Source organism: Pseudomonas sp. H1_D04 (assembly GCF_054683855.1).
The window spans coordinates 1,025,965-1,052,342 of record NZ_CP162826.1 but is presented as its reverse complement, the minus strand read 5'-3'; the positions used below and the strand labels follow the sequence as shown (position 1 = coordinate 1,052,342).

14 protein-coding genes are annotated in these 26,378 nt (G+C 58.7%); 4 read left to right on the top strand and 10 right to left on the bottom strand.

Going from position 1 to position 26,378, the window contains the following annotated elements:
- Positions 1-5 precede the first annotated feature (5 nt).
- From AB4N82_RS04885 to AB4N82_RS04870, 4 genes are all read left to right on the top strand, one after another.
- Positions 6-2,582: a Tc toxin subunit A-related protein gene (locus AB4N82_RS04885; RefSeq protein ID WP_460104535.1), complete on the top strand. Its 2,577-nt coding sequence runs from the start codon at positions 6-8 to the stop codon at positions 2,580-2,582.
- Complete coding sequence (locus AB4N82_RS04880; protein WP_122764757.1) at positions 2,579-7,129, top strand: SpvB/TcaC N-terminal domain-containing protein; 4,551 nt, start codon at positions 2,579-2,581, stop codon at positions 7,127-7,129. The genes AB4N82_RS04885 and AB4N82_RS04880 overlap by 4 nt, the downstream gene beginning before the upstream one ends.
- A gap of 2 nt (positions 7,130-7,131) precedes the next feature.
- Positions 7,132-9,906: an RHS repeat domain-containing protein gene (locus AB4N82_RS04875; protein WP_122764758.1), complete on the top strand. Its 2,775-nt coding sequence runs from the start codon at positions 7,132-7,134 to the stop codon at positions 9,904-9,906.
- 347 nt (positions 9,907-10,253) lie between these two features.
- Entirely contained in the window at positions 10,254-12,611 is a 2,358-nt protein-coding gene (locus AB4N82_RS04870) for an RHS repeat domain-containing protein (protein WP_241089527.1), read from the top strand.
- Positions 12,612-12,813: 202 nt separating this feature from the next.
- Here the strand turns inward: AB4N82_RS04870 and AB4N82_RS04865 are convergent, their stop codons facing one another.
- From AB4N82_RS04865 to AB4N82_RS04820, 10 genes are all read right to left on the bottom strand, one after another.
- A complete protein-coding gene (locus tag AB4N82_RS04865; RefSeq protein WP_032886351.1) occupies positions 12,814-14,265 on the bottom strand; it encodes a mannose-1-phosphate guanylyltransferase/mannose-6-phosphate isomerase in 1,452 nt (483 codons plus the stop codon).
- A 148-nt stretch (positions 14,266-14,413) separates the two neighbouring features.
- A complete protein-coding gene (locus AB4N82_RS04860) occupies positions 14,414-15,070 on the bottom strand; it encodes an alginate O-acetyltransferase AlgF (protein ID WP_032886353.1) in 657 nt (218 codons plus the stop codon).
- Positions 15,071-15,086: 16 nt separating this feature from the next.
- Complete coding sequence (locus tag AB4N82_RS04855) at positions 15,087-16,274, bottom strand: alginate O-acetyltransferase (protein WP_122764760.1); 1,188 nt, start codon at positions 16,272-16,274, stop codon at positions 15,087-15,089.
- 11 nt (positions 16,275-16,285) lie between these two features.
- A complete protein-coding gene (locus tag AB4N82_RS04850) occupies positions 16,286-17,818 on the bottom strand; it encodes an MBOAT family O-acyltransferase (RefSeq protein ID WP_032886355.1) in 1,533 nt (510 codons plus the stop codon).
- A 218-nt stretch (positions 17,819-18,036) separates the two neighbouring features.
- Positions 18,037-19,146 carry a mannuronate-specific alginate lyase gene (locus AB4N82_RS04845; protein WP_122764761.1) on the bottom strand — a complete coding sequence of 370 codons (1,110 nt, stop codon included), beginning with the start codon at positions 19,144-19,146 and terminating at the stop codon, positions 18,037-18,039.
- A gap of 8 nt (positions 19,147-19,154) precedes the next feature.
- The gene (locus AB4N82_RS04840; protein WP_032886487.1) at positions 19,155-20,603 is read right to left on the bottom strand and encodes an alginate O-acetyltransferase; all 1,449 of its coding nucleotides are present in this window, start codon (positions 20,601-20,603) and stop codon (positions 19,155-19,157) included.
- A gap of 11 nt (positions 20,604-20,614) precedes the next feature.
- Positions 20,615-22,183 (bottom strand): mannuronan 5-epimerase AlgG, encoded by a 1,569-nt coding sequence (gene algG, locus AB4N82_RS04835; protein ID WP_032886358.1) that lies wholly within the window; start codon positions 22,181-22,183, stop codon positions 20,615-20,617.
- Positions 22,183-23,667 carry an alginate export family protein gene (locus tag AB4N82_RS04830; protein WP_032886361.1) on the bottom strand — a complete coding sequence of 495 codons (1,485 nt, stop codon included), beginning with the start codon at positions 23,665-23,667 and terminating at the stop codon, positions 22,183-22,185. The genes algG and AB4N82_RS04830 overlap by 1 nt, the downstream gene beginning before the upstream one ends.
- A complete protein-coding gene (gene algK / locus AB4N82_RS04825) occupies positions 23,664-25,046 on the bottom strand; it encodes an alginate biosynthesis TPR repeat lipoprotein AlgK (protein ID WP_122764762.1) in 1,383 nt (460 codons plus the stop codon). Before algK ends, AB4N82_RS04830 begins: the two co-directional genes overlap by 4 nt.
- 131 nt (positions 25,047-25,177) lie before the next feature.
- Positions 25,178-26,344, bottom strand: coding sequence for an alginate biosynthesis protein Alg44 (locus tag AB4N82_RS04820; RefSeq protein WP_032886365.1), 1,167 nt, complete (start codon positions 26,342-26,344; stop codon positions 25,178-25,180).
- Between the last annotated feature and the right edge of the window lie 34 nt (positions 26,345-26,378).

The following is a 26,378-nucleotide window of genomic DNA, read 5'->3' as shown; positions in this document are numbered from 1 at the left end:
CTCGAATGACTATACGTTCAAGCGTTACTCAGGGTATTGCCGAATTCATCGACTTCACAGGCTCGGGTATTGCTCAGAGCGACGACGCGAAAGGCCCCCGCCAACCCATCCGCATGAATACCCTGTTCGCCCGCGAGTTGATCAACCGTGCCAACATCGCCCTGGAAAATCTCCTAACCTGGGAAACCCAAGGCCTCGAAGAACCTCCCCTGCAGCCCCCCGCAGCAGTCAACCATATGGACTTCCACGGTGCCAACGGCAAGTACTTCTGGGAGTTGTTCCTGCATTTGCCTTTTCTGGTCAGTCAGCGCCTGAACCTGGAGCTGCAATTTGATGAGTCCGAACGCTGGTTGGGATTCATTTTCGACCCAAGCCGTAAGCAAGACAGCGGCGGCCGCCCGAATTACTGGAACGTTCGTCCGTTGGTGGCTGACACACTGCAGATGGACCACGCCACGCGCAAACCCGCCGACCCCGACGGAATTGCCAGCAGCCACCCCGTGCATTACCGCAAGGCGATATACCTGCATTACCTGAAAAACTTGTTGGACCGGGGTGATGCGGCTTATCGGCAACTGACCCCTGATAGCCTCGGTGAAGCCAAGCTGTGGTACGTGCGCGTGCTGGACCTGCTGGGGTCTCGGCCGGATATCAATCTGGTGAATTCGTGGACGCCCATGACCTTGCAAGCCTTGAGTAACTCCACCAACTCGCAATTGCGAGACTTTGAGCGGCGCCTGATCGGGCAGGACCAACTGCGCGATGACAGTGCGCAGGCCAATGAGGGTCATTCGCTGTACCAGTTCGTTGAACCGCCGCTGTACCTGCGAACGTTCTCTCCCGACCCGACGCTGGTCGCACTGGATAGCGACCACCTGCGCCTGCCCATCAACACTCATCTGGTCCGTGCGTGGGATATCGCCGAGTCGCGCCTGGATAACCTGCGTAACAACCGCACCCTGGATGGCAAGCCACTCTCGCTGCCGCTGTTCGCCGCGCCGCTGAATCCGCGTGATTTGTTGGCTGCCTACGGCCAGGGCGCGGCCACGGGAGGTAGCACGCGTTTGCTGGCTCAAGATGTGCCGCACTACCGCTTCCGGGTGATGCACGAGCGCGCAAGCAATGCCGTGCAGACGTTGATCCAATTCGGCAGCACCCTTTTATCGTTGATTGAGCGCAAGGAGCAGTCCCAGCTTCAGGAACTGCAATATCAGCAAGCCTGGGAGTTCGCGCAATTTGCCATTGACCTGCAACTGCAGGCGCAGCGCGTCGATGAAGAGAGCCAGAAGGCGCTGTTGGCCAGTCAGGCCATTGCGCAGCAGCGTCACAAGTTCTATGCACAGTTGTCGGAGGAAGTAGTAAACGCCGGAGAAATCACTGCTGGGAGTCTGCACCTGGCGGGGCGCGTGGCCGAAAGCGTCAGCGCCGTCGCCAACGCCGTTGCCGGGGGGGTGATTATTGCACCCAACGCCGCTGGCGGAGTCGGCGGGGTCGTCGCGGGGCTCGCCAACGGAGTGATAGCGGGAGCCGCGATGGGGGGGTGGCGGCTCGAGGGGATACCGAAAATGGTGTCCGCGGTAGCACAGGGTGTTGCGGCATTAAGTCATGGTGCTGCCGAGGCGGCGGATCGTACCGAACAGTTTCGCCGTCGCCATCAGGAGTGGAAACTTGCCCGCGACCAGGCAGCCCTTGAGATCGAGCAGATCGACGCGCAACTCCAACTACTTGCCGCCCAGTCCCTCGCCACGGACCTGCAACTGCGACAAACCCAGGCCGCCCAGGCCCACACGCTGGCCACCTACGCCTTTCTGGGGAGCCGATTCAGCAACACTCAGCTTTACCAATGGCTCAACGGTCAGTTCGCAACGTTCTACTACCAGGCCTATGACGCAACCCTTTCGTTGTGCCTGGCGGCCGAGGCCAGTTGGCAGTTTGAAATCGCCGATTACACCAGCCGTTTCATTCAGACTGGCGCGTGGAACGACAGCTACCGAGGTCTGGGAGCGGGGGAGGCATTGAAGCTACAGTTGTTGAAAATGGATGCCGCCTATCTGTCGCGCAATGAGCGGCACCTGGAAATCACCAAGACGGTATCTTTGCGCCAACTGCCTGAGAAAGACTCTGCGTCGGCTCTCAATCAAGACTGGACGACGATCAAGGCGCGCTTGATCGAAGACGGGAGTGTGGCATTCGAACTCACACAACCGCTGTTCGACAACGATTTCCCGGGGCATATCTTGCGGCGAATCAAGCGGGTCAGCATTTCTCTACCGGTGATCCTGGGACCTTACGAAGATATCCGCGCCACCCTGACCCAAACCTACAGCGCCGTGCAGATGAAAGGTGGCAGCCTCAAGGAGAACCTACGGGCCAGCCAGCAGGTGGTGCTGTCGGGAGGCGTGGATGATGATGGCTTGTTCACCTTCGATTTCAACGATGAACGTTACTTGCCATTCGAGGGCACCGGTGCGGTATCGCGCTGGTTGTTGCACTTTCCCAATCACCAGCAGCAGCAGCCCATGCTGGAGAGCCTGAACGACATCATCGTGCACGTGCGCTACACGTCCAAGGCCACCTCATGAACCCTGATGAGCCGCTGACGGTGACCCCGCCCTCATTGCCCAAGGGTGGTGGCGCTATTCGAAGTCTTGGCGATGGGCTGGGCCCCGTGGGGGCCCATGGCGCGGTGTCACTGGCGCTGCCGTTGCCGATTTCTCCCGGGCGTGGTTTTGCCCCAACCCTGGCCCTGAATTACAGCAGCAGCGTGGGCAATGGTCCTTTTGGTATTGGATGGAATAAGACGGTCAACGCGGTCACTCGGCGAACTAGTGTAGGTGTGCCCGTGTATACCGATGACGACCTGTTCGTCGGTCCCGAGGGTGATCTGTGGATGCCTGAGCGCGACCCCAACAGCGGCGCTGTGACAGGGGCGCGTGTGACCCACTACCGCGGGTTGCCTGTGGGCGACTATCTCGTTGTGCGGTATTGGCCACGAGTCGAACACAGTTTTGCCCGCATCGAACACTGGACCCAGGACGCTGACCCGGCCGGTTTCTGGCTGGTGCACAGCGCAGATGGCAGTCTGCACTTGTATGGTAAAACCACTGCCTCGCGTCGCGCCGACCCCGACAGTCCAGCCCACGTCGGTGCCTGGTTGCTGGAGGAAAGCCTCAATTGTCGTGGCGAACACATCGTTTACGAATACAAGCCTGACGATCAGGCGCCTGATGCACAGCTACCCCGTGACTACCGCGCACAGCGCTACTTGAGCCGCGTCAGCTACGGCAATGTTGGCGCCAGTGATCAGCTTTATTCCTGGCGCACGGAAGGCTGGCAGGATGTGCAATGGTTGTTTCATCTCGTGTTCGACTACGGGGAGCGCCCTGATACCTTGGGCGCGATTCCAACCTATGCCCCGGCGAGACCGTGGAAGGGGCGTAGTGATGCATTTTCCAACTTTGACTTCGGCTTTGAGCTCAGAACGCAGCGTTTGTGTCGGCAAGTACTGATGTTTCACCACTTCCCGGACCTGGGACCAGAGCCTGTGCTGGTCAAGCGTCTGCTACTGGAATATCGGGAAACCGAGCTTGGATACAACCATCTTTGCGCGGCCCACAATCAAGCCTATGGCCACGGGGGCAGGGCCGAGAGTCGCCCTCCGCTGGAGTTCATCTACAACCCTTTTGACCCACTGTTCGAGCCGCATAGATTCCAGCCTTTTGACCCCATGCCTGGTCTGAATGATGGGCAGCGCTATCAATTGGTGGACCTTTACGGTGAAGGCTTGCCGGGGGTCTTGTACCGAGACGATAAGGCTTGGTATTACCGTGAGCCACTGCGTGCGCAGCCGCCCGCCAATGCTGATGACGTGGCCTTCAGTGAGTGGCGTGAGTTGGCGCAGATTCCAGTGGCCGACCTGACGCGATCCGTGAATCAGTGGCTTGGCGATGTCACGGGTGACGGGTCGCTCGATTGGGTAATGGCCCAGCCCGGCTGGGCCGGTTTTTTCAGCTGTCAGCCTGACCGCAGTTGGTCAAGTTTCACGACGCTGCAAGCGTTCCCCCAGGAGTTTTTTCATCCCAAAGGGCAGTGGGCGGACTTGATGGGCGATGGGTTGATCGACCTGGCGATGATTGGCCCGCGTAGCGTGCGGTTGTATGCGAGCCAGCGTGCGCGAGGTTTCGGACCAGGGATTGATGTAACCCGTCGGCCGGAGGAGGACGCGCTGCCGCTATTGAGCGACAGCCCTGGCGAACTGGTTGCGTTCAGCGATGTGCTGGGCAGCGGCAAGCAGCATCTGATCCGTATCCGCCATGACCGGCTTGAGTGTTGGCCTAACCTCGGGCGCGGGCGGTTCGGCCAGGGGTTTGTGTTTAGCACACTGGACTTTGCCTATGACGAATTTGACGCTTCCCGTGTATTGCTGGCGGACCTCGACGGTTCCGGCGCTGCCGACCTGATTTACCTTCGGACCGACTGTGCACTGATCTACCTGAACCGTTGCGGTAACGGTTTCACGGCGGAGCCGATCATCCTGCTGTGGCCTGAAGGCGTGCGCTATGACCGCTTCTGCCAAGTGAGCGCTGCCGATTTACAGGGGCTGGGTTGTTCCAGCCTGGTGCTGACTGTTCCTCACATGACCCCCCGGCATTGGCGCTACGACTTTGTCAGTGCCAAACCCTATTTGCTCTGCGCAACCAATAACAACATGGGGGCGGCGACGGCGATTACGTATCGCAGCTCTGCCCAGGAATGGCTGGACGAAAAACAGCACCTGCTGGACACACACCGGATGCCCGAGTGTTGGCTACCTTTTCCCGTACCGGTCGTCAGTACCCAGACACACTACGATGAAATCACCGGTAATCAGTTGAACCGTCGTTTTGTCTATCGCGAGGGCTACTACGACCCTCAGGGGCGACAGTTTCGGGGGTTTGGCCTGTTGTTATCAACGGATTGCGAGACCTTTTTCGATGGGCCGGAAAATGAGGGGTTCAGCGCACCGCTGCTCAGCAAGACCTGGTTTTACACGGGACGCAAAATTCAGAACCGCAGTGATGAGTATTTCAACGGGGACCACGACGCGCGCCTTCTGGGGGACCATCTGCTGAGTTGCTATGACGAGCAAGACACACTTGATCAGATCGTCGAACCCTCTGACGCCGATCTCCAGACCATGAATGTGGCGCTGGCGGGGCATGTATTACGTGTGGAGACATATGCACCGGGTGACGCACAGATTGTTCCTTACACCGTCGAGCAGCATCGCTACCTGGTTCGCAAGTACAACCGGCCGACGGGAGAAAACTATGCACCGCATGCCACGGTGCTCGCTTTGCGTGTGGAGTCCATCACCTATCACTACGAACAACAGGTCGAAGATCCCCGTTGCCAGCATTCCCTTGGCGTACATTGGGACGCGTTTGGTTGCCAGACCAAAGCGCTCACTGTCAGCTACGCGCGAAGAATGAACGCCATGGATGACCCGGCCTGCCAACGGCCACCGGACGAAATTTCTGTAGAAAAGCGCTGGTGGTGCGATGCCCACGATCAGTCGCAGCAAGCTTATTACGTGAGTGAAACCTTGGCCGGCTTCATTCATCTGACGGACCCGCAGGGCTGGCACCTGGCGTTGCCTTACCAACTGCGCAACAACGCCTGGACGCTCGACAAAACGGCAGGGTTGGAGCCGTCTACCGTTTGCTACGAAGCCGCTGTTCGTATGGGCGCAGATAACCCGCTGAACCCGCAGGCCGGGCGGGTTTTGGTCGGGCAGTCGATTCAGCTTTATCGCGATCCATCCGCCCTCACGCAATACCAACCTCTGCCGCGTGGCTCGGCCAGCTTTCAAGCACTGCTTGACCATTTGGAGCTTGCTGAGTTGGACGCTGTTGCGTTGTCTGCCTATGACTTACTGAGAAACGAGCAAGGCGAAATGCCTTTTGACCTTGAGCACAAGCTGCTGGAAGTGGGATACCACAAGATGCCGTGGATCCTTGAATCAGGCACACCTGCGCAGGAGCCTCTCTGGTCGATCAAGCGCGGTTTCAACACATATGCCGGGCTGGACGGTTTTTATAATGTGCTCTCGGTCCGGCAGACCATGAGCCATGGTGTGACTGATTTGGGGTATGAGAGCTTTTGGTGCCTGAATACTTGGGTGCAATTACCCGACGGGTGCCGGACTCAAGTCGACAAGATCGACTACCGCCAGATGCTGCCTGTGCAGATCACAGACCCCAACCAGAATGTCCACGAAGCGCACTACGGGGCGTTTGGCCAGTTGCAGGTCAGCAGTTTTCGAGGTGCCGAGCGGGGCACGCCTGTCGGCTTCGGGTCCGTCGTCGAGTATTTACGTCCGGAAAATGAACTCCCCGACTACGCCATCGAAGCGCCGGTCGACGCGTTGCAGGACGTCGCGGTAGCGTATTTCGAAGATGCCTTCAGTTGGATGGGGCGAGTACCTGAGGCCGATCTTGAGGATCTTGACTGGTTCCAAGCATGCGTCTGTCAGGGCGCCCTGTTGCCCAGTGGCCACATCCGGGCCTCTGCTCGCCAATTAGACGGTGTCGAGGCGCCGGGCCAGGCCAGGCAGCGTCTGCACACCTTAATCGCCGGCGTTCGCAGGGAGCCGGTGCATGCGGCTACGTTACAGGCGGATCGTTACCCAGGCGATGTGGAACGGCAGATTCGCATCAGTTGCGCCTGTTGGGATGGCTTCGGCAGGACGCTGCAGCTCAAGCAAAAGGTCGAGCCCGGCTATGCCTACTCTGTACTGGAGGACGGGGAACTGGCGTTGGACAAGGGGGGCCAACCGATCACCCTACAAAATGTCGCGCGCTGGCGAGTCAGCGAACGCGTGGAGTACAACAACAAAGGGCAGGCAGTGCGGATCTATCGCCCTTACTTTGCCGATCATCATCGTTATATCAACGACGTCAGCTTCAGGATGTTCGGTTTTTTCGACCGGCAGTTCTATGACCCACTGGGGCGCCCAACCCGAACCGTGCTGGCGAAAGACGAGTATCTGCGGCGCCATACCTATTTTCCCTGGTACAGCATCTATGAAGATGAAAACGACACTTGGGAAGAGGTTAAGGCCGCCCGCGCCATGACAGGTGGAGAGTAGTGATGGAGCGTTCCATACACACGCATACCCCGACCTTGAGCGTGATCGACCCACGCGGGTTAGCGGTTCGAACAGTGACCTATTGGCGCAGTGAACTGGATCAACTACCGCAAACCCGAAGTGAGCTGTCCCGCTACGATTGTGCCGGTCGATCTGTCGCACAGTGGGACCCGCGCTTGGCAATAAACGCTTCGGCCCCGGCCAACCTGGAAACTGCCTATGCCCTGAACAGCAACGTACTGGCAGTCCGCAGTGTTGACTCAGGGTGGCGCGTCAACCTGTTCGCTGAGACTGGGCGACGAGTGTGGGCTTGGGATGGGCGCGGCAGCGAGCAGCGGTCTGAGTACGATGACCAATTACGGCCCGTCGCCGTCTATGAGCCCCGCTGCACGTATCGGTATGAGTACGCGGACGCTGGTTTGAACTTCGTTCATCACAACCAGTGCGGACAACTGATTCGAAACGACGATGCTGCGGGTACACGCCTGTACGAGGAATACGGTGTGGCGGGCCAGTGTCTGGCGATGCGTCAGCATTTTCTGCAAACGCTTGATGAGCCGGATTGGCCGCTATCGTTGAACGACCGCAATAGCTTGCTGGAGCCAGTTGCTGGGGCGCTCACAGCCTTTGACTTTAACGCCCTGGGTGAGCTGACGGCGCAAGTCGATGCCCGAGGTAATCGCCAGCAGTTTCAGCAAACAGTCGATGGTCAATTGCGTGAGGTTGGGCTGCTGCTCAAGGGGGAGGTCAAACCTAAACGCCTGGTAAGGGATATCGGCTACGACGCTCATGGGCAGATAGAGCGACAGGTTTCTGACAACGGTGTGATCAGCCAATGGTACTACGACGAACACAGCAGCCGACTCATACGACTGCACGCGCAGCGCTCTAATGGTGAAGCGCTGCAAGACTTGAGCTACGTTTATGATCAGGTGGGCAACATCATCAGTCTTGAAGACAAGGCGTTGCCGGTGCGCTTCTTTGCCAACCAGCGTATCGAGCCGATCCGCCGCTATATCTACGACAGTCGTTACCAATTGATCGAGGCCACAGGTTGGGAGGCTGGTAGCGACAATAGGGGCCCTGGTCACCGCGAAGACCTCACGGCTGTGGCCACTTACCGTCAGACCTATGTCTACGACACCGGCGGTAACTTGCTGGAGCTGATTCATCATGGCCCGCAGCAACATGGCCGCTTGCTGACAGCCGCGAAGTACAGCAATCGATGCCTGCCTGAACAGGATGGCCTTCCCCCCACCGAAGCGGAAATCGCCGCTGGATTTGACCACAACGGCAACCTGCTGGCCTTGCATAACGGCCCGTACTTGCGCTGGAACGTGCGCAACCAGCTGCATCAAGTCACATCGTTGGCACGTGAATCGCAGCTCAACGATGTCGAACAGTACGTCTACGGTGCGGATGGCATGCGCCAACGCAAGGTGCGCTCAATGCACACCAATGCCCGTCTCCTGATCCACGAGACCCGCTATCTACCAGGCTTGGAAACACGTATTACCGATGGCGCTGTCTTGCAGGTAATCACTGTCCAGGCCGCAGGCGTCAGTGTGCAAGTGCTGCATTGGGAAAGTCCTGCGCCCCGACAGCTCGCTAACGACTCGTACCGCTACACCCTTGCTGACCACTTGGGTTCCTGCTCGCTGGAGTTGGACAGTGCGGCCAGGGTGATCAGTCGAGAGGTCTATCATCCCTTTGGTACTACGGCGTTCATTGCCCGGGGGGATTCGAGCCAAGAGAGTTACCGCACGTTGCGTTATTCGGGGAAAGAGCAAGATGTGACAGGTCTTTATTATTATGGGTTCAGGTATTACGTTCCGTGGTTACAGCGATGGCTGAACCCAGATCCTGCGGGTGATATTGATGGGCTGAATCTTTATTGTTTCCTACGTAATAGCCCTGTTGTATATGTCGATTTGCAAGGGGACATGATTTATCACTTCAAAGATTCCAGGTTTTCAAATGAAACACCCGTAAAAGGACAGGTAGTTGTAAATTTCGATTTCCCAGCGCTGGCGCTGAGCGAGGCTTCGAAGTTTTATTTAAGTCGGTCCCAGTCAGGTAATTCTTTCTCGGGCGTTGTCAATCTTGAGACCGGTCAGGTGGATATTTACCCGTTGTCTGTGACGAGGCGCGATAGAGAAATCAGAAGTGATTGGGCCGCTGAATACGAGGGCGACATGCATGACCAAGGGCGCCCCATCGTGCATAGCGAAAGAGATGCCGATGGCATTTTGAGGGTGGCGCATGTTCAGTTGATGCGAAAGTTGGGTGAACGAGAAGAGCAACTGGTTGGATTTACGCTGAATGATCTCTCGCACTTAAGACTTGATAAGTTAGAATTTCATGAGGTTATACAAAATCATGATACCAGCATGATTTATGGTGCGTCGCGCTCATTGAATACCAATAAGATGGGCTTAATAGCTTCAGCAGATAATATCGTTGATCGCTTAGGTTTTCTGGATTTGGGGCGTTCTTCACGTGCGGTGAGTGGTGGTGCAGAGGTGGGGCGGACTAATAAGGAGTCGTTCGAACTTAATAAAGATAGGGTTAATATGTTTTATCAACTTCCTACCGAGTTTAAGAGGGATATAGCAAGTGCGTTCATTGCAAACCCCTCGACGACACCGCGGTTAAGGCAAGCGCTAGAACGTGAGCTGCGCGCGCGAAGTGATATGCAGGTTTTGACGCCCCCTCCTTCGCCAGTGCCTGAGCGTAGCACTTCAGGCGCTGGGCGCCGACGCAGGGCCGTTTTTTAAGTTTATGTGGAACTTGTTTACGCGGCCCCCATGCACAGCATCTACGAGCATTGAGATGGCAGTTGGGATGCGTGGATGGGAAGCAGCACAGCGCAGGGAGTCATGTGGCGATGGACCTATCTATGCACCAGCAAACACCTAGCCTTAATGTGGTCGAGCCACGCGGGTTACTGATTCATACAGTGCACTATTGCCGAAGCGTCCCTTCAGCGCCCGCAACCCCCCGCGTAGATCGCAACTCATATGATGCAGCAGGCCGGTTGGTGGCACAGTGGGACCCACGCTTGGCAGCTGGGCCAGCTAACCTTGAGACGGTTTATTCGCTATCCGGTAATCCCCTGAGTACCGTGAGCGTTGACGCAGGGTTAAGGGTCAATCTGTTCGCCGAGGCCGGGCAGTCTGTGCAGACGTGGGATGGTCGGGGGAGTCAACGTCGGACTGAGTACGACGATCAATTGCGTCCGGTTGAGGTCTTCGAGCTCACGTCCGCTGGAGGATCGGCCTGCACCGAACGCTGGTCTTACGGCCCCGCCAGCCAGGTTTTTGCCGACCACAACCAATGCGGCCGATTGATTCGGCAAGATGACCCTGCTGGGACGCGGCACTTTAATGAGTTGGGTTTAACGGGCGCTGTGCTCGATCAGCAGCAGCACTTTTTGCAAGGGCTGCAGACGCCGGACTGGCCGATGCCGGTCCATGAACGTGATGCCCTGCTGGAGCCTGGGGCTGGGGCTCAGAGTGCTTTTGAGTTCAATCCCTTGGGCGAGCTAATAGTCCAGACCGATGCCCTAGGCAATCGTCAGCAGTTCAACCAGACGGTTGATGGTCTGCTGCGCGATGTCTGGCTGCACCTGAGCAATGAGCCGCAACCCCAGTTGGTCAGTCGCATTGACTACAACGCAGCAGGTCAGGTCGAGCGGCAAACCTTGGGTAACGGTGTCGTCAGTGAATGGAGATATCGTCCCTGGGACGGCCGGTTGCTGTGTTCGCGGGCCAGTCGTGAGAACGATGACGTGCTGCAGGATTTGAACTACGACTACGACCCGGTGGGCAACCTCCTGAGTATCGAGAACAAAGCCCTGCCGCTTCGATATTTCGCGAACCAGCGTATCGAACCGATCAACTGCTACATCTACGACAGCCTTTACCAACTGATAAGTGCGACCGGGTGGGAAGCGGGGGCGGCTAACAAGGGACCCTACGCCATCGGAGATCGCCAGGCCGTGGGCAACTACCTTCAAACCTATCGCTATGACGAGAGCGGCAATCTGCTTGAGTTGATCCATCACGGGCCGCAACAACATGGTCGCGTCCTGACTGCGGCGAAGCACAGTAACCGCTGTCTACCTGAACGCAACGGAGCACCACCCACAGACGCTGAAATCGCCGCAGCGTTTGATCACAACGGCAACCTGCTGGAGATAGAGCCTGGGCGTCAATTGACGTGGGATAGCCGTAATCAGCTTCATCAAGTCACGCCCGTGACGCGTGAGTCGCCGCTCAACGATCTGGAGCAGTACGTCTACGGTGCCGATGGCATGCGCCAGCGCAAGGTCCGCTCATTGCAAACCAATGCCCGCGCGGTGGTCAGCGATACCCGGTATTTACCGGGGCTGGAAATACGTAACGTCGATGGCGCCAGCCTGAATGTCATCGCCGTCCGAGCCGGGCGCATTACGGTTCAGGTGCTGCATTGGAACACGCCTGCGCCCAGACAGCTTGCCAACGATCAGTACCGCTACAACCTCAGTGATCACCTGGGATCCTGTTCGCTTGAATTGGACAGCCAAGCCAAGGTCGTCAGTCGGGAGGCTTATCATCCGTTCGGCAGTACGGCGTACACCGAACGTGGGGATTCGAGCGAAGAAAGTTATCGCACGTTGCGCTATTCGGGTCAGGAGCGGGATGCAACGGGGTTGTATTACTACGGCTTGCGCTATTACGCACCGTGGTTGAGTCGCTGGATCAACCCCGATCCAGCGGGGAATATTGATGGGTTGAATTATTTTCGATTTGTCAGAAACAACCCTTGTACGTTAATTGACCGGCAGGGGTTGCTTCCGCAGGTGCCGGAGAAAGTGGATGATTATGAATTCAAGGAAATATCAGAGGGTTTGGTGACGCGAATGGAGGGGCTAGCGAAGGTCGAGAATAAAAGGAAGAAGTCCGCAGAGGCCGACCTGAAGAAGATCAACAATAGTGGCAAGAAAAATTTGCAAAAAGAGGCGGTACAGAATGAAAAGGCGAGTTTGGAAACGCTTATAAAAGACACTGCTGAAAAAGTAAAAAGAGCCAACGAGGCAGCCGTTATGTTTAGCGAATATGCTCGGGCTGGCGATAAATACGTATTGAAAAATGACGAGGGGCAGCCGGTTGGCGTCATGTCATTGACCCTTGACGTACAAAGCAACGCAAAGAAAATTGAGACGGTAGCTGCCGACATCGAGACGCGAGGGAACGGCGCTCTCTTGATTGAGCACGCTGTCAACGAGTCTGAACGGGCAGGCCTCGAAGGTGTTGTCACATTGATCGACGTCAGTGCTGGCTCGGACAATGCTGGCGACGCGAGCAAGAATATTTATTCTTATTTTGGATTTGAAACGATCGACGATGAACCGGGAAAAATGAAACTGAATCCATCACGTTCAGCACTGTGGAAAAAAATTGGTGAAACCTGGACGCGGGTTAGAAAACAAAAGGCTTAGTTCTAGCGTTCAACGTGCTTGCGAGGCATGCGCTGAATAGCCGGATGTATCTACCACCACACAGGCGCGCTGGGTTTTTCCATGACGGCGTAGACGATGCAATGGTTGGGGAGAAGGCAAGGGTTGCAGAAAAAAGCCCCCACCCAACCCACTGCGGATAGGGGACGCAATGGGCTGGGTGAGGGCTTCTTGTACGACTGTTTTACTGCGCGATAGTTTTCACCGACACGCCACGTTCAACCGGCGTCGAGCGACCGTAGATATCTTCAAAACGCTCGATATCGTCTTCGCCCAGGTAGCTGCCCGATTGCACTTCGATGATCTCCAACGGGATCTTGCCCGGGTTGCGCAGGCGGTGCACCGAGGCGATCGGGATGTAGGTGGACTGGTTCTCGCAGAGCAGGAACACGTTCTCGTCACAGGTGACTTCGGCAGTGCCGCTCACCACGATCCAGTGTTCGGCGCGGTGGTGGTGCATCTGCAGCGACAGGCAGGCGCCCGGCTTGACCGAGATGTGCTTGACCTGGAAGCGACCGCCCATGTCCACCGAGTCGTAGGAGCCCCACGGACGATAGACTTCGCAGTGATTCTGGGTTTCGCTGCGGCCCTGTTCGTTGAGGGTGTTGACCATCTGCTTGACGCCCTGGACCTTGTCCTTGTGGGCAATCATCATCGCGTCCTTGGTTTCCACCACGACGATGTTTTCCAGGCCGATCACCGACACCAGTTTGCCGTTGCCGTGGATCATGCAGTTCTTGCTGTCCTGGATTACCACGTCGCCCTTGGTGACGTTACCGTTGGCGTCTTTATCGTTGACCGCCCACAGCGAAGCCCAGCAACCCACGTCGCTCCAACCGGCGCTCAGCGGTACGACGCAGGCGCGTTGGGTTTTTTCCATCACGGCGTAGTCGATGGAGTTGTCCGGGCAGCAGGCGAAGGTGGCTTCGTCGAAGGACACGGTGTCGGCATCTTGCTGGCTGCGTTCCAGGGTCAGCACGCAGGTGTCGTAGATGTCCGGATCGTGCTTTTTCAGCTCTTCCAGGAAGCGGCTGGCGCGGAACAGGAACATGCCGCTGTTCCAGAAATAACCGCCGCTTTTGACGAACTCGACGGCGCGTTTTTCATCGGGTTTTTCCACGAACTGCTGCACGCGGCTAACGCCTTCGGGCAGCAGTGAATCGTTGGTGGACTTGATGTAGCCGTAGCCGGTTTCCGGACGGGTCGCCGGTACACCGAACAGCACCATCTCGCCACGTTCGGCAGCCACGGTGGCCAGGGCCAGGGCGCGTTGCAGGGCTTTCTGGTCGTCGATCACGTGGTCGGCAGGCAACACCAGCATCAGCTCGTCACGGCCTTCGTTGACCAGCATCATCGCGGTCAGGGCCACGGCCGGCGCGGTGTTGCGACCGAACGGTTCCATCAGGATGCGTTGGCATTCCAGTTTACGGTTGGCCAGTTGCTCGTTGACGATGAAGCGATGGTCCTTGTTGCAGACCACGATCGGGGAGTCCATGCCTTCGAACACCAGGCGTTCCAGGGTTTGCTGGAACAGCGTGTGCTCACCGGTCAGGGCCAGGAATTGTTTTGGGAACTGTTTGCGGGAAAGCGGCCAAAGACGTGAGCCGCTACCACCGGAAAGGATTACTGGGATCATGTGTTTCTCCTTGAATCAATTGGGTCAGAGCCTGTGGGAGGGGGCTTGCTCCCGATGGCGGTGATTCAGTCAGCACATCTGTTACTGAACCACCGTATTCGCTAGCAAGCCCGCTCCCACAAGGGGGAGCGTCAATTTCAAAAGCTAATCAGCGGGTCGACACCGGGCGCTTGACCCAAACTGGCGACAAGCTCGAACCCGAGCCGGTGACATACAGCACCGCCGCTTCACCACGTTCCAACGCAACCGGCTTCACATCGCCGACTTTCTTGTCACCGTCATACAACGCCAGGCTTACTTTCACCGGGTTGATTTCGCGCTCGCCACGGCCTTTGGCAGCCACCGACTTGACCACATCAGTCTTGCCATCGGCGGTCTTCAGGGTCAGGGCCTTGTCGCTGAGGTTCTGCACGCGCACCAGAGACTTTTGCTTGTTCTTGAACGGCGGTTCCTCGATCAGTTGAGGTTGGCCGCTGCCGCTGTTGACCAAGGTGTAGTAGTGATCGGCGGCGAGTTTGACCGGCAGGCTCTGGCTGCCAACCTTGGCGCTGTAGTCACCGCCCGGCATGAAGCTGAAGTCGCTGCTGGCCAGTGGCGCAACCTCGTTGAGATTGGTGTTGCCGACGGTAGCGCTGACTTCCTGGTTGCTGGCGTTATAGATACGTACGAAGCTCGAACCTTTTGGCGCGGTAGGGCCGTAGAGCGCGGCATCACCACCGGCGAAGGCGGACAGGGATACGAAGCTCAGACCGGCAGCAATAGCCAGGGTTTTAGCGAGACGACGAGGAGTTGTAGTGAAAGTCATGTGAGTTACCTCTCTTTCAGTTTTGCGCCCGGTCGGGCGTCTCGGATTTCTGATTTTTAATAGCTGGGGTGTTCAGTGCCATGTTCTGTTGGCGCGAACCGGCTTGTTTAAGTTGCGCAACCCACGCGGGGTCGGCATCACCGATTTCGTTGTTTACGGGCAGATAACGTTCAGGAAACTCCCAGATCAGCACCTGTGGCGGGCTGTTCTTGAAGTCATCACTTTTCAGGTAGCTGAGCATCGGCAGGATCGGGCCGTGGCCGTCTTCGGAGTAGTTGATGACGTCGCTGCCCAAGGCTTGCTTGAGCGCACCGACAAAGTTCCAGTTCGGGTTGGCGCTGTAGCTGGTGCCCACGAGTGCCACCGGGGTTTCGCTGTCGGCAAACAGCGCGTCGTCGCCTTTGGTTTCGGCCAGGTGCGTGACGCGTTTTTCCAGCGGTTCTTTGGGCGGCATCAGGTTTTCGAACAGCGGGTCCAGGGGCAGGAACAGACGCAGGTCGCCTTTGTGTGGCTCGGTCTTTTCAGCCTCGGTGACAAAGCGCTGTGGCTCGCCGCTCAGCGGGGTCTTGTCGGCAATCGTCTTGGCCAATTGCTTGGCGGCGACTTCGGCACCGTCCGGTGTCCAGTGGGTGTCGGTGCGCAGGAACACTTGCTTACCGCTCAACTTGGCCTGTTGCAACGGGCCGAGCAGGTCGGGAGCAGGGATGTTGTCTGCGGCAACACGGGCATGGAAGTCCTGGTACAGATTGGCGTGGATGCTCGCCGGTTTTACTTCACCCAGGTGTTCCGGGTACAGGCGCACCTTGGCCGGCACGATCGCCATCACCAGTTGGATGCCTTGGGCTTTAAGCTTCTGGCGTACGCCTTCGACCAGCGCGTAGTTGCCTTGCAGGTTCTGGTCTTCGTTGACGGCGGGGTTGAACTCCTCGTCGCTGTACAACCAGTGATCGCGGCCCAGCACCACGCCAGGGCGGCCTTCATTGAACAGCTTGTAATCCAGCGCCGCCCAGAGGTTGGTGCCGAGGCGCTTGATCGGGAACTCGTCGTCGTAGTGAGTCTCGACGGCCTTGGTCCAGCGGCCGTTGAGCACCGTGGCCTCGGCGTTGGTGCTGAAGCCAAAGAAGCTACGCAGCGACCAGGCGCCCAGGGCCAACAGCAGCACCATGAACAGGCTGATATAGAGGACGCGTAATGAACGGGTCATGGTCGGCTCCCTCAGAATTGGAAGTAAAGGAACGGCGAGAAACTCTGCGCCGACAGTTTGAGAATCGACGCCACGAACAGCAGCAGCACCGCAGCGCGCATGGCGTAGCGTGGCCAGTCAGCGGTCCAGTAGGCCGGTTGCACGGCGGCGTCCTGGCCAACGGTGAAACCTGGCTGGTGGATGCTGCCGGGGTTGTCGCCGGGTACCGCCTTGATCAGGCTTGGGTCGACAGGCTTGGTTTTTTCAGCAGGACGATTGGTGTAGAAATCGCGCAGGCCGAAGAACGCCAAGGTTGCGTACGCCACCACCAGGGTTGCCACTTGCAGGCCGGTGAGGTTGGCGCGGTTGAGTTCCGACAGCGACCACTCACCAAAGCTGAACATCGCTCCGTACATACGGCCGGCGACGTGCAGGTTTTCGGAGCGGAAGATCACCCAGCCCATTACCACCAGCAGGAAAGTGAAGGCCCAGCGAAGGACGTTGAAACTGCGCGGCGCGGTATTGAGGCCAATGGCTTTTTCAATCGCCAGCCACATGCCGTGCCAGGCACCCCACACGATGTAAGTGATGTTCGCACCGTGCCACAGGCCACCGAGCAGCATGGTCAGGAACAGGTTGCGGTAGGTGGTCAGCGTGCCTTTACGGTTGCCGCCCAGAGTGATGTACAGGTAGTCACGCAGCCAGGTAGAGAGGCTGATGTGCCAGCGGCGCCAGAACTCGGTGATCGACTGGCTGATGTACGGCTGCTTGAAGTTTTCCATGAAGCGGAAACCCATCATCAAGCCCAGGCCGATGGCCATGTCGCTGTAGCCGGAGAAGTCGAAGTACAGCTGCGCGGTGTAGGCCAGCGCGCCGAGCCAGGCATCGCCCGTGGTCGGGTTTTGCAGGGCGAAGCAATGGTCGGCCACCACCGCGAGGGTGTCGGCGATAAAGACCTTCTTGATGAAACCCTGCATGAACCGCGTGCAGCCCTCGGAAAACTTGTCGAGGGTGTGGGTGCGGTTGTTGAACTGGTCAGCCAAGTCGCGAAAACGCAATACCGGGCCGGCGATCAAGTGCGGGAAGATCGCCACGAATGCCGCAAAGTCGATCAGGTTGCGCGTCGCCGGAGTGTCGCCACGGTACACGTCGATGATGTAGCTGATGGACTCGAAGATGTAGAACGAGATCCCGATCGGCAACAGCACGTGGGTCAGGATGAACGGCTCCAGGCCGGCTGACTTCATCATCACGTTGATGCTGTCGACGCCGAAGTTGGCGTACTTGAAGTAGCCGAGGATGCACAGGTCGACCACCACGCCCAGCAGCAGCCAGCGTTGGGCCGGCTTGGTGCGCACGCCGGCTGCACCGACCTTGAGGCCGATCCAGTAGTTCCACAGCGTCACCGCCGCGAACAGCGCCAGGAAGTCCACTCGCCACCAGGCGTAGAACACGTAGCTGGCAATCAGCAGCAGCAGGTTGCGATAGCGTTGCCCGCTCAAGTAGTACAAGCCGAGAAAGATCGGCAAGAACAGAAACAGGAACACATTGGACGAGAAAACCATCCCGATCTCTCCATGTTTAACCAACAGTCAAGGGCCGCAGCCCCCCCAAACCCCCCCCCACGAAAAGACGGGGGGGCGGTACAACAATTTCACTGGCAAGCGCGGTTCAAGTGTGGGAGGGGGCTTGCCCCCGATAGCGGTGTGTCATTCAACACAGAGGGCGACTGTTACACCGCCATCGGGAGCAAGCCCCCTCCCACATTTCTAACCGTGTTCCATCAGCTGCCTTTGTTGCCTTTTTCGTGCGACGGGTCGTAGACCTTGGTCAGGTCACCCCCGAGGCGGAAGGTCTTGAACGGCTGCATCCCGTGTTTGCGCTCCACCACATCTGGCGCGCAGGTGTAGAGGGTGCAGAAGGGTTCGAGCCAGGCGAATTTCATGTCCTGCTTCAAGTCCTTCATGTCCTGCTCTTTACCGTTCTTCTGTTCGAAGATCTCCGGATCCTTGACCCCGGCCAGCACTTTGTCGCCCAGGCGTTTGAGCGCGCTGTTGTTTTCCTGGCGCAGATCAACACCGTTGACCAAGGCAAAACTGGCGATCATCGACAGCGGCGGCAGGGCGTAGTTGTGGTACGACAGGGCGCGTTGCTGACGCTTCAATTCGTTGGGCAAGAAGCCTTGGTCGTCGACCTGATTCACGCCGACCTTGTATTCCTTGACCGCCCAATCAAACAGGTCGCGACGGTTGGTGGCGATGGACGTAGCCATCACCGACCAGGCGGCCCAGTAAGAGTGGTTGTTGGTTTTTTCCAGGGGCAGATTGTCCCAATCGCTCACCACTTGGTCGGCCAGTTTGTTGAACCAGGCTTCGATCAGCTGCGATTCCTGCTGGTGATTGGCCAGCGGGTGCGAGTCGGAGAACTTCAAACGCACATAGGCCGAAGCCATGCTGCCCAGTGCCCATTTGCGCATGGACTTGCCGGTGTGGTTGAAGTCCTTGGACATCAACGCATCGGCCTTGGCCCACGACACCAGCCAGTTCAAGGTGCATTCAAGCTGCTCCGGGCGACCGTCACGCATGAACTGCATCACGCGTTTGCTGGTGTCTTTTTCCAGCTTGGTGATGTCGGCCGTGCTGTCACGGAAGGCTTTTTCCGACTGCACGTTCAGCGTGGAGCGGGCCTTGTCGGAGCCTTCGTACTTGCTGCGAAACTGCAGAGGCCCGGTGTAGGGCGTCGGCATGGTGTCGCAGTTTTCCTTGAAGTCGCCCGTCTTGAACGCTTCGATTGGTGCGGAGTAGCCCTGGGGCGGACGCAGTGGGGCGGCGGCGTTGACCGAGCCGGCGAAGATCGCCAGGCCCAGCAACGATGGAATCCATAACTTCTGCATAAGTAACCTCATTGCCCGAGTGAGGCAGTCTTCTGACCGCCGCTTGGGAATACGTTGCGTGTGCAAATTTTCGCTTCGACCTTCTGCGCGGCAGCGCCCGCTTCGGGGCCCTGCACTTCCACGGCCAGCAAGTTCTGCGAGGCCCAGTCTTCATCGGTGCGCAGTTCAAAGGCGAAACGCCCGTCTGTATCGGATGTTTCGGGTTTCTCGATCTTGATGTCCTCGTGGCGCCCGTTCATGTACCAGAGGGTGGCTTGCAAGGTTTTCACCGATGGATCGGCGAAGCGGATATCAACCTGATGGTTGGCGTTGCGCAGGTCTTTGTTCGAACTGTTAACCATCAATTCGTTCTTGCCGGGTTTCAATGTAGTGCTCGCGGTCATCTGCGCGGTCTTGCCTTCGCAGCCGTTGTCGAGCAGCGACATCATCTGGCGGTAGATGGTCTCCTGGTCCAGGCGATACAGCGGCGAGAATTCCCAGATAAGGATTTTCGGCGGGGTCTTCTGGAATTCTTCGCTGCCCAGGTACTGGATCATCGAACCTTCCAGGCCGCCGCCGGGAAAGGCCACGTTGAGAATGTCGGCACCGATTTCCTGCTCCAGGAAGCCGGCGAAGTTGTAGTTCTTGCCGCTGTGGCTGGTGCCCACGAGGGTGATCTGCGGGTTGCCCGAGTCGCCGAACAGGTCGCCGTCACCGGCTTCGCCCTTGGGCTCGGTGGTGAACTGGTCCATGTACTGGATCGCGTAGCTGGTGCCGCACAATTGCCCGGCCATGTTGTGCAGGGTGCCGGTCTTGCCCATGCGCCCGGAGCGCTTGGTCTCGAATTCACGCTTCGGAATATCGGCAAACTCAGGCATCGCACGCACTTTGGCGCCGACGATTTTCGCAGTGCGCTGGGCGCCGTATGGGGTCCAGTGCTGGTCGCCACGGAAGTAGAAATCGTGGGCCGGCAGTTCATCCGGCAGTTGCTCATTGGTGAGCGGCGACAGGTCCGGCACCACGTAGCCCATCTTGGCGAAACGGCCGAGCATGGTTTTGTAGTTGCCCAGGGCCTTGTCGAAGTCGAACTTGGCTTTCTCTTCAGGGTTGAGTTTGTTGCGGTTCACCAGGCCACGGGTCGGCTGGTAGACCACCACCAGTTCCACGCCCTTGGCCTTGAACGCATCGTGCAGTTGTTGCATGCGTTTGTAGCCGGCGGGGCTGGTGTCGAATTCGGTGCGCAAGTCTTCCTGGGTACGGAACAGCCAGTCGCCCTGGGCTTCTACCAGGGTGGTGAAGTTCTGCTGGTAGCGCGTGGTGTAGTTCTTCGCGTCATGGGCGGCCGGGCACAGGCTGCAGCACGGTTCGGCGGTGAAGGTCGGTGCCTTCAGTTCGTCGGCGCGTACGCCCTGGCTGGCCGCGAGCAGGCCGAGGGTCAGACCCGAGAGGCTCAGCAGTTTGATCATGTGTGGGTGCATAAGGGTCATCCTCAGTCCTGCATTTCGGTCTGGCGTTCGACAGGGTCGATCAGCACGGCTTTCTGCTGGCGTACCAGCAGGTCGAGAATTTCTTCCTGGCGTTCGCCTAGGACGCCGGAGAAGCTGATGCCACTGGATTTGGTCGGCGCCAGCATCGACACGCGATACAGCTCAATGCTCAGCGGCGAGTCGATGGACAGCGGCCCGCTGCCGTTCCCTGCCAGCTCACCGCCGACCACGATCAGCGAGACCTTGGCGTCGAATGGGTCGAGGGCGATGTCGCGGTCGGTGTCGGTCAAATCCTTGATGTGGCCGTACACGCCGGTCAGGCCGTTGGCCATCGAGGTGTTTTCGTACAGCTTGATGTTCACGCTGTTACGCACACGAATGCCGTGGCGACGGTTGCTGATCACCTTGTTGCCCCACAACAGGTTGTCGCCGCTCTCATAGAGGGTGATGCCGTCAGTGTGGTTGCGGTAGATCTCGTTGTCGGCGATCAGGTTGTTGACGCTATTACGGTCGATCACCAGGCCCGAAAGCTTGTTGTCGTAGCTGCGGTTGTTGAAGATGAAGCTGTCGTTCACTTCTCGGGAAATGATGATGCCGTGCTTCTTCTTTGTGCCGTAGACGGTGTTGTCCGCGATGATCAGGCCGTGGGAGCGGTCGTGGGGGTCAATGCCGTAGACGATGTTGTCTTTGTAGGTATTGCCCTTGATCACGAAGCCCGTGGTCTCATAGCAGTAGAAGCCGTACCACATGTCCGAGAACTCGGAGTCGATGATCCAGCCGGTCGGTTCAGGGCGCTTGAGCACCTTGGCCATGTTCGGCGTGTACTGGGAAATACTCACCCCGTACGACTTACTGTTGGCGTAGCCGAAACTGGCCATCTTGGTCTTGGAGATGTACGTCTCGGTGCCGCCCCAGGCCAGCAGGAACGGGCGGAATTCCTTCGGCGACTTGAACAGCGCCGGGCCGTTGGCCTTTTCGTCCCAACCGGTGATTTTGGTGTCACGCACAAACAACTGGCCGTCGTTGATCAGGAACGAACCGGCCTGTTGGGACAGGCGCAGCTCCTGGGTCTTGTTATCGATGTCCAGGATGCCTTTGCGCCCGACCACGATCGGCAACTTGGCCAGGAACACACCCGGCGAGGTTTCGCTGAAGTACTGCTTGGGCACTTTACCCAGCAAGTCCTTGAGGTTCATGTAGCCGTCGTCGACAAAGATCGCCTGTGGAATGCCGTGTTGGCGCACCACCCATTCGGCCATCTTGTTGTCGCCGCCGATAAAGTCCTTGAGGGCGTCTTCCTGCATCATGCGGCGGATGCTGATTTTGCCGGGCTTGCTGCGCACGATCTTCTTTTCCATCGCGGCGGCGGTGTAGCCCGACAGGTCCGGCAGGGTCGGCTTGGCCATTTCCAGCGGCGCCGTAGGCGGGCTGGAAATGGTGTAGGTCTTGGCCTGTTGCAGTTCCTTGGCGATGGTCGGCGCCTTGGCCGCCGTATCGGCGAACGCTGTGGCGCTGGCCATCAGCATTGCCGCGACGAGTAGGCTTTGAGCATTCATTGCGCAGGCTCCCATCAGAATTTCCAGACCACGTCGACAAAGGCGCGGTGCATGTAGGAGTCGACTTTGCTGCCATAAGCGTCGCCCGGTTTGAACACACCGGCACGGAAACGCACCAGGGCCGAAGGTTCGTCAACCGACTGGCTGAGCGCGGCCGGCAGAAGGCCTTTCTTGAAGTACTTGGTGACGACCAGGTCCATCTCCTGACCGAGGTCTTTCTTGCCGTCGGCCAGTGGCAAGGAGGTGCTGGCGACGATGTCACCGGCGGCGTCGGTGGTGTTATCCAGCGCGGCAATGCCGTTGCTGCTCACCGGCTTGTTGCCATCCACGCGCCAGAACTTGTGGTACACCAGGCTGGCGTCGTAGTCCTCGCGCAACTGCCAGGACCCGAACAGGCTCATGGACTGCATGTTGTTCATCTCGCCGCGAAACGCTTCGCCGAAGCGGTGCACGCGGGACTGAGTACCGGTCCAGTTCGAACGGTTGCTTTGCAGGCCGTTCTGCTCGTAATCGGCGCTGGCGCGGGAGTAAGCCGCACCCACTTGCCACTGCGGGTCGAGGCGCAGGCGCACGCCGATATCGGTGGCCCAGCCACTGAGATTGTCACTGCGCTTGGCCTGATCGGGGCTCGAACCGTCGGACTTCAACGCGTTGACTTTGTCGCGGTCGCCACGCATGCCCGTCACGCTCGCCCAGTAGTTGACGGTGTTGGTGTTGCGCCAGTTGTAGGCGTCGCTGTTGGCTTCGATGCCGAGCCAGGTCAGGTCGCCGTTTTCGCGCTTGTCCAACGAGTCGGTGGGTTGACCCGGTTCCGGGTAGTCGAGCTTGCCGTTGTCATGGGTGTGATGACCGCGCAGGCCGATCCACTGACCTGGCGTCCACTGGTAAGCGGCGTCGGCGTAGAGGTGCTGGCGGTCCTTGTCGACAGGCGACAGTTCCTTGAGGTCGGTGCGGTATTCGCTGAAGCGTTCGGCGACGCCCACGTTGGCTTTGAGCAAGGTGGTGTCGAAGGTCCAGTTCAGCGCTTCGATGTTGGTGTCGCGCCATTGGCCGTCGTCATTGCGCAGGCGTTGGCGACCGAGTTTGAGGATCTCGCCAGGGTAGGGCGTGAAGCCGCTGTAGCCGACCCAGAATTCGCGCATCGCCAAGTAGTTCTTCTTGGTCTTGCGGTCGTTGTTGGTGGTTTGCTGGTTTTCGTCGTCGGCCGACTGTTGCAGGGTGTCGGTCTCGATGATGTCGCTCGATGCAACCGCCTGGCCCATGGCGTAGGCGCTCCAGTTGCCGCTTTCACCGTAGATCCACGGGCGCAGGTCGATACCGACGCCGTTGACGTCGCCGCCTTTTTGCGTGCCCAGGTCGCGGTCATCTTCGGACTGGCCGGTGATTTTCACTTCCAGGCCGAAGTTCTTGGCTTCGGTCAGCGCGGCCAGGGTCGGGCACGACCACAGCAGGGCGAAGGTCAGGCCAATACCGGCCTTGACGAATGGATTGAGCTTCATAGGGATTCCTCGCCGTCGTCTTCTTCATCCAGGGCGTGCAGTTGCAACGTGCTCTGGGCCAGGGTGCCGCGGGCGGCCAGTTCCTGTTGCACCAGGCGTTGGCCCTGGGCGCGTTGTTCCGGCGTCAGCGGTGCTTCGAGCTGGGTGGCCAGCTCAACGGCTTGCGGGGTGTCCTGGGCTTTGGCCAATTGGCTGAAGACATAGGCGTTCAATGGGTCGGGCTTGGTGCCCTTGCCTTGGGAAAACAGTTGGGCGATGGCGAAGTCGGCGCTGTTCTGGCCGTTTCGCGCCGCGGTCAGCAAGTGGTCCAGGGCTTTTTGCGGGTAGACCTTGCCGAGGTAGCCACGGCGGTAGATCTGGCCGAGGTAGTAATCGGCAGCGACTTCCTTGCCCACGGCTTTTTCGAAGTGTGCTTCGGCGGCCTTGGCATCGGCCGGTACCCACTTGCCTTCGTAGTAGAGCTTGCCCAGGAGCAGTTCGGCGCGAGGCTGGTCGGCGGCGCGGCCGTTGTCGAGGTACTTCATCATTTGGTCGACGTCGCCCAGTTCCGGGAAGTCGTAGAGCAGTTGCGCGAGGCTGACCCAGGACGCCGGGTAGCCAGGGGCGATTTTTTCCAGCAGGGCCTGGGCGGTTTTTTCGTCCGGCGTGCCAAGGGTGGCATCGCCGAGCACACGGGCGACGCTGTCGACGCGCTGGGCAGTGACGGTGCCACGGCTGTAACCGGCTTCCATCTGCTTGAGCAATTCGGCCTGTTTTTCCGGCGCGGCTTGTTTCTGATAGACCGTGGCCAGCTCGACGTAGCAGATATCGGTGGTGTTCAGCGCGGCTTTGCAGATGCGCTCCACATCATCCAGGTGCTGGTCGTAGGTGCCTTGGGTGCGATACAGCAGCACTTGGGCAAGGCCGGCTTCCGGGTAACCGTCGGCCTGCCATTTGCTGATTTGCTGCTGGGCGTTCACATTCGGGAAGCTGTGCGGGTATTGCAGGTACAGCATCGCCAGTGGAATCAGGGTGTTGCCTTCACCATTGGCAAAGGCTTTTTTCAGCAGGCCTTCAGCTTCATGGTGCTCGGCTTCGGTGGAGCCAGGCTTGGCCACCAGCAGGCGCCCCAGGCGAGCCTGGGCGCGCGGCGAAGTGTCCGCCGCTGCACGGTAAGTGGCTTCGGCCTGTTTGATTTGCGCCGGATCGCGGGTGCCTACCTGGATATCGGCCAGGCCCACTTGGGCCTCGCTGTAACCCAGTTCTGCCAGTTGCTGGTAATTCTGCTGCGCGGTGACGGTGTCGCCACGCTTAAGCGCTTCATTGGCCAGGCGTTGGTCGGGCAGGCCGGCGCAACCGGCGAGGCTCACCGCAATAGCCAGCAACGCCACCGAACCCATGTGGGAGGGGGCTTGCTCTCGATACAGGCGACCCGGTCCGTCAGGCAAACCGCGCTGATCCCATCGCGAGCAAGCCCGCTCCCACAGGGATTGCGGTGTTTTTAGGCGCGTCATCACAGGCATCTCCTCGCTTACAGTCCGGCAGCCATGGCTTTATCGATCAGCCAGTTCAGCGATGGGCCGCGGTCGCTGGTGACTTCCACCGGGCGGCCGGCGAATGCGCTGTCCAGCGGTGCATCAGGCTTGATCTGTACGCGGATGTCGGAGGACAGATCGGCGCTGTTCAGGCTGGTGCTGCTGACGATGGTGCCGGTACGCACTTGGTCTTCGTCGGCAACCTGGAAGCTCACTGGCGTACCTGGGCGCACGTCGCCGAACTGGCGATAGGTGAAACGCGCTTCCACGTTGGCCGGAGCGCCGCGTGGCACCAGTTGGAAGATCACATCGCCTTTGCTGGCGTACTGACCGTCGGCGACCATTTGCTGGGCAACCACGCAATCACACGGCGAGGTCAGGGTGCCGGTCATTTGCTTGCCGAACAGTTCTTCAACCTTGGCCGGTTGCAGCTGGTCTTCGTCCAAATGGCCCTTGAGCACATCCAGCATGCTGGTGCTGAAGGTCGCCAGCGGCGCGCCTTTGGCGGCGATCGCGTCACCTTTGAGCAGGCTTTGCACGGTGCCGTCGCGCGGCATCGTCACGTTCATACCCGGCACGCTGACCAGACCGGCCTGGGCGTGGCTGACGAAGTACATGCCGTACACCGACTTGAAGACAAACCCGAACGCCGCCAGGCCCACGATGAAGATCCCCGCGCTGAACGTCACTGCACGTAGGCGACCGAGTGCGGTCATGCCGCTGCCGCTGTCCTTGACCTTGCGCGCCTTGGTGAAGTTGTCGCGTTGCAGGGTCGCCAGCACGTCACCCATGGACACGATGTCGCCGGACAAGTGCGAGGTGATCAGGTGGCGCAGGGTGGAAATATCCTGCTGTTCCAGGTTCTGGAACTGGCAACCGGTACGGCCGCTCTGGCGGTCGTAAGAGCGGATCTGCAATTCGACGTCCATCGCCAGACCGAGGTTATCGATCACGAACTGCAGGCGGCCCTTGTGCACTTCACCGACGTTGAGCGGTTGGGTTGCAGTGAATGCCAGGCCACCGGCGGACAGGTCCAGAACCCGCGCCTCGGTGGGTTTGCCGTCATTGCCGAAGAAGCGCAATTTGGCCGGGATTTTTACCCGTGCGTGTTGGCGTTGGGCTTCGGATTCGTGGACAACATTGACGTTTGCTTGGCTGTTCATAATTTTCGATTTCCTAGTTAATTCAGGCTTGGCA